The organism is Candidatus Electrothrix sp. (assembly GCF_052785085.1).
In genome coordinates this window covers 1-7,737 of record NZ_JALAAI010000159.1, presented here as the reverse complement: position 1 = coordinate 7,737, position 7,737 = coordinate 1, and the positions used below count along the sequence as shown (strand labels likewise).

7 protein-coding genes and 1 pseudogene are annotated in these 7,737 nt (G+C 45.4%); 5 read left to right on the top strand and 3 right to left on the bottom strand.

What is annotated here, in order from left to right; genetic code table 11:
• Positions 1-121: 121 nt before the first annotated feature.
• Both L2082_RS17470 and L2082_RS17465 read right to left on the bottom strand, forming a co-directional pair.
• Complete coding sequence (locus tag L2082_RS17470; RefSeq protein ID WP_446011121.1) at positions 122-643, bottom strand: TIGR04211 family SH3 domain-containing protein; 522 nt, start codon at positions 641-643, stop codon at positions 122-124.
• Between the two features lie 178 nt (positions 644-821).
• The gene (locus L2082_RS17465) at positions 822-2,363 is read right to left on the bottom strand and encodes a transglycosylase SLT domain-containing protein (protein WP_446011122.1); all 1,542 of its coding nucleotides are present in this window, start codon (positions 2,361-2,363) and stop codon (positions 822-824) included.
• A gap of 532 nt (positions 2,364-2,895) precedes the next feature.
• On the opposite strand from L2082_RS17465, the gene ftsH reads away from it, so the two are divergent.
• The 5 genes from ftsH to L2082_RS17440 all read left to right on the top strand — a co-directional run bounded on the left by ftsH (position 2,896) and on the right by L2082_RS17440 (position 7,492).
• Positions 2,896-4,767: an ATP-dependent zinc metalloprotease FtsH gene (ftsH, locus tag L2082_RS17460; RefSeq protein WP_446012040.1), complete on the top strand. Its 1,872-nt coding sequence runs from the start codon at positions 2,896-2,898 to the stop codon at positions 4,765-4,767.
• Positions 4,768-4,894: 127 nt separating this feature from the next.
• Complete coding sequence (gene folP / locus L2082_RS17455; protein WP_446010817.1) at positions 4,895-5,713, top strand: dihydropteroate synthase; 819 nt, start codon at positions 4,895-4,897, stop codon at positions 5,711-5,713.
• Positions 5,714-5,903: 190 nt separating this feature from the next.
• Positions 5,904-6,305, top strand: coding sequence for a thermonuclease family protein (locus L2082_RS17450; protein ID WP_446010818.1), 402 nt, complete (start codon positions 5,904-5,906; stop codon positions 6,303-6,305).
• Entirely contained in the window at positions 6,295-6,882 is a 588-nt protein-coding gene (locus L2082_RS17445; RefSeq protein WP_446010819.1) for a hypothetical protein, read from the top strand. Before L2082_RS17450 ends, L2082_RS17445 begins: the two co-directional genes overlap by 11 nt.
• The gene (locus L2082_RS17440) at positions 6,866-7,492 is read left to right on the top strand and encodes a hypothetical protein (RefSeq protein WP_446010820.1); all 627 of its coding nucleotides are present in this window, start codon (positions 6,866-6,868) and stop codon (positions 7,490-7,492) included. Before L2082_RS17445 ends, L2082_RS17440 begins: the two co-directional genes overlap by 17 nt.
• Before the next feature lie 23 nt (positions 7,493-7,515).
• Here L2082_RS17440 and L2082_RS17435 read toward each other — a convergent pair.
• A pseudogene (locus L2082_RS17435) lies at positions 7,516-7,737 on the bottom strand (IS66 family transposase); the annotation flags it as partial.

The following is a 7,737-nucleotide window of genomic DNA, read 5'->3' as shown; positions in this document are numbered from 1 at the left end:
TCTTGGCACCGCAAAAGCCTTGAAAAATATAATTACTTGATAATAAACGAAAAATATTTTTACGCCCAACGAATAATCAGGTAGTTAGGATTGTTTCGATAATGATTCTCACAAAGTTGGGTTAAGGGAGTCTGTTTCGTTTTTTCTGTGGGCCACTGGCAAAGCGACCAATCAGCCATCCTGCTAATAAGACTCCGGCTCCAGAGAAAAACCACATGATTTTATTCACTTCCTGGGAAGCCGTATATTCATCCTTAATTTTATTGCATTCATTCAAGCTTAGAGCAATTTTTTCTTCCGTAGCTATTTGTAACTGCTCCAGTTCTGCACTGCTTGCTTCTTGCAGTTCTTTGCTTTTTTTCAGGTCTCGGGTCAATTTTGCATTACCTGTTTTCAGCTCTTCGTTTTCTTTCAGTAGTTCACGTACCTGTTCTAATGGCGGCTTATCGTCACTCAGGTATCTTTTCAGCATCCAACCTTCTGTACCGCCTGTAAGTCGTACTTTAGCCCAGTTGCCACTTTCCTGGAGCAACTCCAGTTGGTTACCGTCTTTAACAAACTTTATGATTTTGTACTTCTCCCCTTGGCCACGTCGTACCGGGATATCAATATCAGGTCGAACAAATTTGATTTCAGCGGACATTGCTGGTCCTGTTACGAGAACGGTGAGAAGAGGCAGAGAAAAAAGAAATTTTCTTCTGCATATATATTTTTTTGTCAACATCATAATTTTCCTCAAGTAGTATCCTGTTATGTTAAATCGGGACAGCAAGATAGTATGTGAAAGTAGCAACAGGTATTTGGACCCGTTTGATGAACTGTCATTTGTATTGCCCTTTCTGGAGATGCTCATATGCATTGAAATACTTGTATATGTTACGAACAGACCGGGTGATATCTTTTTCCTCTTCCAATCCCTTTGCGAGAAAAATTTCTGCTGTATGGTTGAACCAGAGGTCAGGATTAAAACCAGCCAGGGCAGTTTTTTTTCGTGCAGTCATAACCTGCTCAGGGCTTGCTTGATAAGCAGCCAGGGTCATCATGTTCCGGTCCAATTCTCGTAACTTTGGAGAGGAAAAATAATGGTCAGCCAGAAAACGAAGATAACGGGCAGCTGTATGGATATTATATTCAGTTTTTCGTATTTTTTTCAGGTCGATTTCAAGACCTTCCTGAAGAATTGCAGAGGGATCAAGCCCCATTAGCCCTACGTACCCATTATTGCCTATAAAAGAAGGATCAAGTTCTGATTTCTGATAGGCAAGAGCTGCCAGCAGTAAAGGGGGAAAATGATATTTTTTACCATATTTTTCAAAAAGTGGGAGGATCCTTTGATAGCGCTCAAGGGCTGTAAGCTCCAGGTTATTTTTGAGTCTTTTGCCTTTTTTGCGGTAATACTCAGTAAGCCTTTGATGGCTGTCTTTGGGCTTGTACGCATTTTCTTTAAAATAGCGTATACTCTCCTGGAGCAGAAGGTTGTCTGCCCGAATCATCCAGATACGTTCCTTGGCTGTTCGTAAGGCGATTTTTTTATGGAGCTTAATACCATGCAGAACTGTTGCCCAGAATTCTCCAATATGATCATCAATGACTGTCATGGGCAGGATGCCAGCCCCTGTCATTTCTAGCAGATCCTCATCCTGGAAAAAGGGAGGAGCAAATTGAATGGTTACTGGCTTTCTGCCAATAGAGGTAAGGGTGTTGTTTAGTTTTTGCAAGCTGTCTGCATAGCTGCTGTTTTTCCGAACTGTAATTTCTTGTCCAGAAAGATTGAATATACTTTTAAACTGTGAGGAATTGGGTCCTGTGACCAGGATTTCCTGGATTTCCAGGGCAGCCGGTGAGATGGTTTTGACACGTTTTTCCTGGTCAGGCTGTACCGGTATATGGGCAGCTACAATATCTCCTTTGCCTGTAAGCAGATCTTCCAGCAGGCGATCCTCGGGAGTGGGCAGGAAAACAAGCTCCATTTTGTTATCACCAAGCACTACCTGATCATTAAGGAACTGTTCATACCGTGTCAGTATTTCTGTACTCAGACCGAGGTTTTGTTCGTTGTCCTGTATAAAAAAGGTTCGGGAAAAGGGGAGTAACACGCGAAGTTGTCCCCGCTCCAGAATACCGTCAAGGTCGCCAAGCCATGTTTCCCGTTGTCGTGCTGGTACATGGACATCAGTAAACAGGGGTGTTCGGATTGGTTTTGTCTCTTGTGCCAGCTTTTTTTCATGCTGTATCTGGCTGCTTTGCCCGGTTGTTTCCTGGGTGCTCTGACTCCCGCGATCCAGGCCAGAGAGGAGCAGCACAACCAGAACAAAGCCGAGTACGGCAAGTTCCAAGTGGATAATCAGTTTATTGATACTCATCTGTCCGGGTTTTAGGATGTTTTTTTGCGAAATTACTGGTCTGATACCCCGCTGTTTGCGGCGTAACAGGAGAGTATTTTTTAATTAATACCAGCCTTTTGGTGCGAAATATTAAAGGCAGGGTGGCTCTTTGTTGTTTCTCCCCCAAAGGGAGAGAATATATAATGCCCTTATAATACCCCTGTTGAAGATGATCAAGTACTCTATTTGAGCATACTTTATTCTGAAGTTCAAGTCATCCATCTCGTTCCTGTCTTCCTCTGGAGAGGTATATATTTTTTTTATTATATGGGGAGTACAGAAAATTATTTTGCTGAACAGGTGCTTCTCCCCTGTTTAGCCTGGTATTTTTCCTGTTGACGTGGTATTCAGCTATTGACTGACTGACAAACAGTTCATATAGTATATGTTTCAATATGTAAATATCAGTGAATCTGTATTTCTATCAGCCTACTATCAAACCGTTTTTTATATCCTTATTTTGCTTTCAAATTTTAAGCAGTAACTTACTAACTCCTCACTTAATATAGGAATGAATACTAAGAATATGAGCATGTGGGTCGTAATTGGCCTGACAGCAATCCTGCTGGTGAATCTTTTTAATCAGAAGCCAGAATCACGTCTTCCAATGACGTATAGTCAATTCTGGACCAGTGTGGAAAATGGCAATATCCGTAAAGTAACCATTCAAGGTGATAAGGTATTGGGATTTTCCTCTGATGGACAGCCTTTTACCACAGTGACCCCTGATGATACAGACCTGATTCCCATGTTGCGGAAATCAGGTGTTGATATATCAGTGAAAGAACCTGACCAGGAATCCTTATGGGTTTCCATCTTTATTTCTTGGTTTCCTATGCTGCTGTTGATCGGTGTCTGGGTCTTTTTTATGCGCCAGATGCAGATGGGAGGCAAAGGTGGTGGTGGTGCCCTTGGTTTTGGTCGAACCCGAGCAAAATTGCAGGATGAAGGTGAGGTAAAGATCACCTTTAAAGATGTTGCTGGCATTGATGAAGCCAAAAATGAATTGGAAGAAATTGTTGATTTCTTAAAAGATCCTGAAAAATTCACCAAACTGGGTGGACGTATTCCAAAGGGTGTACTCCTGGCAGGTTCTCCTGGTACTGGTAAAACCTTGTTGGCAAGAGCTATTGCCGGAGAGGCTGAAGTACCGTTTTTTACCATTTCAGGTTCGGATTTTGTGGAGATGTTTGTTGGTGTAGGGGCCTCCAGGGTGCGGGATTTATTTATTCAGGGAATGAAAAATGCGCCTTGTATTATCTTTATTGATGAGATTGATGCAGTGGGACGGCATCGCGGTGCTGGCCTGGGTGGTGGACATGATGAGCGTGAGCAAACCCTGAACCAGTTACTTGTGGAAATGGATGGTTTTAATGCCAATGACGGGGTGATTATTATCGCAGCCACCAACCGGCCTGATGTTCTGGACCCGGCCTTGCTTCGTCCAGGCCGTTTTGATCGTCAGATTGTGGTCCCAGTGCCGGATATTAAAGGGCGTCAATTGATTCTGGAAATCTACGGCAAAAAAACCAAATTGGCTGATAATGTGGATATGGAGGTTATTGCCCGAGGAACCCCAGGATTTTCCGGAGCTGATCTTGAAAACCTGGTCAATGAGGCAGCCTTGGTTGCAGCCCGGCAGGGAGCCAAAGAAGTCACGCTTGAGTTTCTGGAAATAGCCAAGGATAAGATCATGATGGGTGCTGAACGTAGATCCATGATTATTTCAGAAAACGAAAAGAAAATTACAGCCTATCACGAGGCTGGTCATGCCATTGTGGCCCGGATGCTGCCAGATACGGATCCCATTCATAAGGTAACCATTATTCCCCGTGGCAGGGCCCTGGGGCTGACCATGCAGTTGCCTATTGATGAAAAATACACCCATTCCAAACAGTATCTGCTCAATAATATTTCCATCCTGTACGGTGGTTGGGTGGCTGAAAAGATTATTTTTGGCGAGATCACCACAGGAGCAGGCAATGATATTGAACGGGCCAGTGAACTTGCCCGCAAGATGGTCTGCGAATGGGGTATGAGCGATGAGTTAGGCCCCTTAGCCTATGGCAAAAAGGAAGAGCAGATTTTCCTGGGTCGGGAAATAAACCAGCATCGTGATTATAGCGAGGACACCGCCCAGAAGATTGATGAGGTGGTGAAAGATATTATTATAAAAGCCACAGTTTCCACCACAGCTCTACTGGAAGAACATATTGCAGTATTGAAAGCGGTTGCTGATGAGTTGCTGGAAAAGGAAACCATTACCCTGGATGATATAGATCGTATCATCAGAGAACAGAATGGAGAAGCTGCCGGTGGTACAGAGGCAAACGAGACTGTTGCGGATGCTGAGGAAAGAAAAGATCATTCAGCTGATGCCTGAGAGACAACCTGATAAACAACCATACACAGGCTAACGCGTCTGTAAGATGTAGACATTGATTACCCAAGGCACAGGAGCTATCCCCAGAATAGCTTTTGTGCCTTCTTTTTTTATGAGGAAAGGCAGCATGAGTAGGATACAGGTAATGGGAATCCTCAATGTAACCCCGGATTCTTTTTCCGATGGCGGGCAATGTGTTGGGGGTCAGGCTGTTATTGAGCAGGCAAAAAAGATGCTTGCCTATGGCGTAGATATTATAGATATCGGTGGGGAGTCCACCCGGCCTTTTGCTGAGCCTGTGGCAGAGCAGGAAGAATTGACACGGGTTCTCCCAGCCATTGAGGCGATCCGGGGCCTTTCTTCTGATATCCCCATCTCTATTGATACCACCAAGGCTGGTGTTGCAGCAGCCGCCCTTGAGCAGGGTGCAACGATCATTAATGATATTTCAGCCCTGCGCCAGGATCCTGAGATGATCCAGGTCGCCAGTTCCTGTGAAGTACCGATTATAATCATGCACATGCAGGGAACACCGGAGAATATGCAGGTTGCGCCTGAATATGCGGATGTTGTTACTGAGATCTGTGTTTTTTTTCAGGAGCGGACCAGCTGGCTGGAGAGCCAGGGCATTGCCCCAGAGCGCATTATTCTTGACCCTGGCATCGGTTTTGGAAAGACCCTTGAACATAATGTAGAGATCCTGCGCAATGTTGCCACCTTTAAGCAATTGGGTTTTCCGGTACTGATCGGCCATTCCCGAAAATCATTTATGGAAAAATTGCTGGGTACCCCGGTTGAAAAACGAGATTGTCCCACAGCGGTTGTTTCTGCCCTTTGTGCTCAGCAGGGGGCAGATATCCTGCGTGTCCATGATGTGGGGCAGACGGTTGCGGCGGTTCGTTTGGCTGAGGTATTCAAGGAGTCATCAGCAGACATTTACCGTTAAAATGATGGTTATTTTCGATTGCCCTTCTGGGGCGGGATGTCAGATTAAATTGAGCCTTGATTTTACTATGAAGAAATTATGTTGTCGTTCCAACTTTTTTTCTCTTTGTTTGGTTTTTTTCGTTGTTTTGGCTCCCTCAATTGGTGCTACAAAAAAGAAATCATATGGAGACTTCAAAAAGGTTCGTTTTGTGAAAAATTATGATGGCGACACTATTACCGTTGATATCAAGGGCCAACACCCCTTATTTGGCGATGATATTTCTGTCCGGGTGGCTGGAATCGATACTCCGGAAATACGAGGGAAATGTGCCCAAGAAAAGGAATTGGCCCGTGAAGCCAAGAAAATAGTCGGTGATTTGTTAAAAAATGCCCGTACCATCAGGTTGAAAAACGTGCGCAGGGGAAAATATTTTCGTATTGTTGCTGATGTCTATGCCGGAAGGAAGAATGTTGCTGATGTGTTGGTGAAAAAGGGATTGGCTGTCCGTTATGACGGTGGCACCAAGACCTATAATTGGTGCAGCAGTAAGGCAAGAAAAAGTGGTCAAGGATGGGTGAATTTGCTGAATAAGATGTTCAATGAATTTTAATTTCAAAAATGTTGCCGAAAAGAGCCCGGCTTTTAAGGTCGGGATTGATATCATGAAGACAGAAAGAAAAAGACGTTTAAGTGTGGTGTTAGGTACAGCTCTGCTTACAGGAAGCTTCCTGTTGCTGATTGCGGCAACGGCCTCAGCTGAGCGCAAAAAGGTTGCCTTTCTGCACATACAGGAAAAGACGCTGAAAGAAGATTGTGTGGAGATCAAGGGCAAGCACGATGCCGTGCCCAGCTACAGTTGTTTCGATGATGAAGGCATTGCCCAGCCCATGATACCTGGTGAGGAATGGCATCTGGTGCAAGCGGAAAAGGTCTGCTTTCTCCATAAGGTTCGGGATACTATACGGGTTTGCCTGGAAATTACTCTGTTGACTGAAAATACAGCCTCTTGCTATAGCTGCGCCATTGGTGATGGGCCAGCCACGTCCTTTGAACCTGGCACGAGGTGGGAAAAGCTCACAGCTGAGGATAAGCGTTGCGCTCCCCGTTTGCAATCCTTTGCTGTGCCCAAGACCATGGTGATTCCTATGCTGCCTGATTGGGGAGGACAGGATGCAGAGCAAGAATAATGCCTTTCCCCTGGCAGGCCTGCTGGATGCCGGTGCCATCACCGGTATTGTGGTGGCCTTGCTTTATACAGCGGGCTGGTCCTATGCCTATCATTATTTTTCCCGTTTTCATCTTGGCCTGACTGACCTGGGCCTGACCAGGGATACCCTGTTTATCTACAGTCTTTGGGTGCTGTATGATAGTTTGGCAGCTGTTATTGCCTGTTTTTTTACCATTGGCCTGTATTTCCTTCTTCGTGTGCTTTGGCGGAAAATGGCCATTATTGAAGAAGTGGAATCTCCTGAAGGGGAGGGGGAAGAGCCGGTGCAGGTGGTCCGACATCCGGTCTGGCTTTGGGTATTGACCCTGGTGGGATCGCCAATGTATCTTTTGCTGCTTTTTGTGTTCTTTTACCATCTTGGCAACTGGGTTGGCTGGGATCATTTTGAGCGGGAGCAGCAGAATGATTTTCTCTCGTATCCACGGGTTAAGGTCTGGTTAAAAGGGGAGCAGAACATGATGACCGAGGAATGGGCTTTTGGGTGCTATCGTTTGTTGCTGCGCAATAAGAATCAGCTCTATATTTTTTGGGCAGATGGGATAAGTGCGAAGGTGCCCACTGAGGTGTAACCGTTCAGATCCCTCTCATTTTTTTACGCAGCAAGAGGCAGAGGAGGCACATCCAGCCCCTGGCGCCGAGCCGTGATAACCTCAGCGAGATATTTCCACGGACAGGCGTTGCGCTTCTTACACGTATCAATCACGCTCGCAAGTATGGCGAACACATGACTGCCTTGGCCATTACGGGTACCGTGGCTTAATTTGCGCGCAATAACCCAATGACGTAGTGCTTGCTCCGCCTCATTATTGGTCAG

What these genes read in the sequence shown, in the direction of transcription:
- L2082_RS17470 (WP_446011121.1), bottom strand. Translation starts at nt 643, where the DNA reads ATGTCCGCTGAAATCAAATTTGTTCGACCTGATATTGATATCCCGGTA.
- L2082_RS17465 (WP_446011122.1), bottom strand. Translation starts at nt 2,363, where the DNA reads ATGAGTATCAATAAACTGATTATCCACTTGGAACTTGCCGTACTCGGC.
- ftsH (WP_446012040.1), top strand. Translation starts at nt 2,896, where the DNA reads ATGAATACTAAGAATATGAGCATGTGGGTCGTAATTGGCCTGACAGCA.
- folP (WP_446010817.1), top strand. Translation starts at nt 4,895, where the DNA reads ATGAGTAGGATACAGGTAATGGGAATCCTCAATGTAACCCCGGATTCT.
- L2082_RS17445 (WP_446010819.1), top strand. Translation starts at nt 6,295, where the DNA reads ATGAATTTTAATTTCAAAAATGTTGCCGAAAAGAGCCCGGCTTTTAAG.
- L2082_RS17440 (WP_446010820.1), top strand. Translation starts at nt 6,866, where the DNA reads ATGCAGAGCAAGAATAATGCCTTTCCCCTGGCAGGCCTGCTGGATGCC.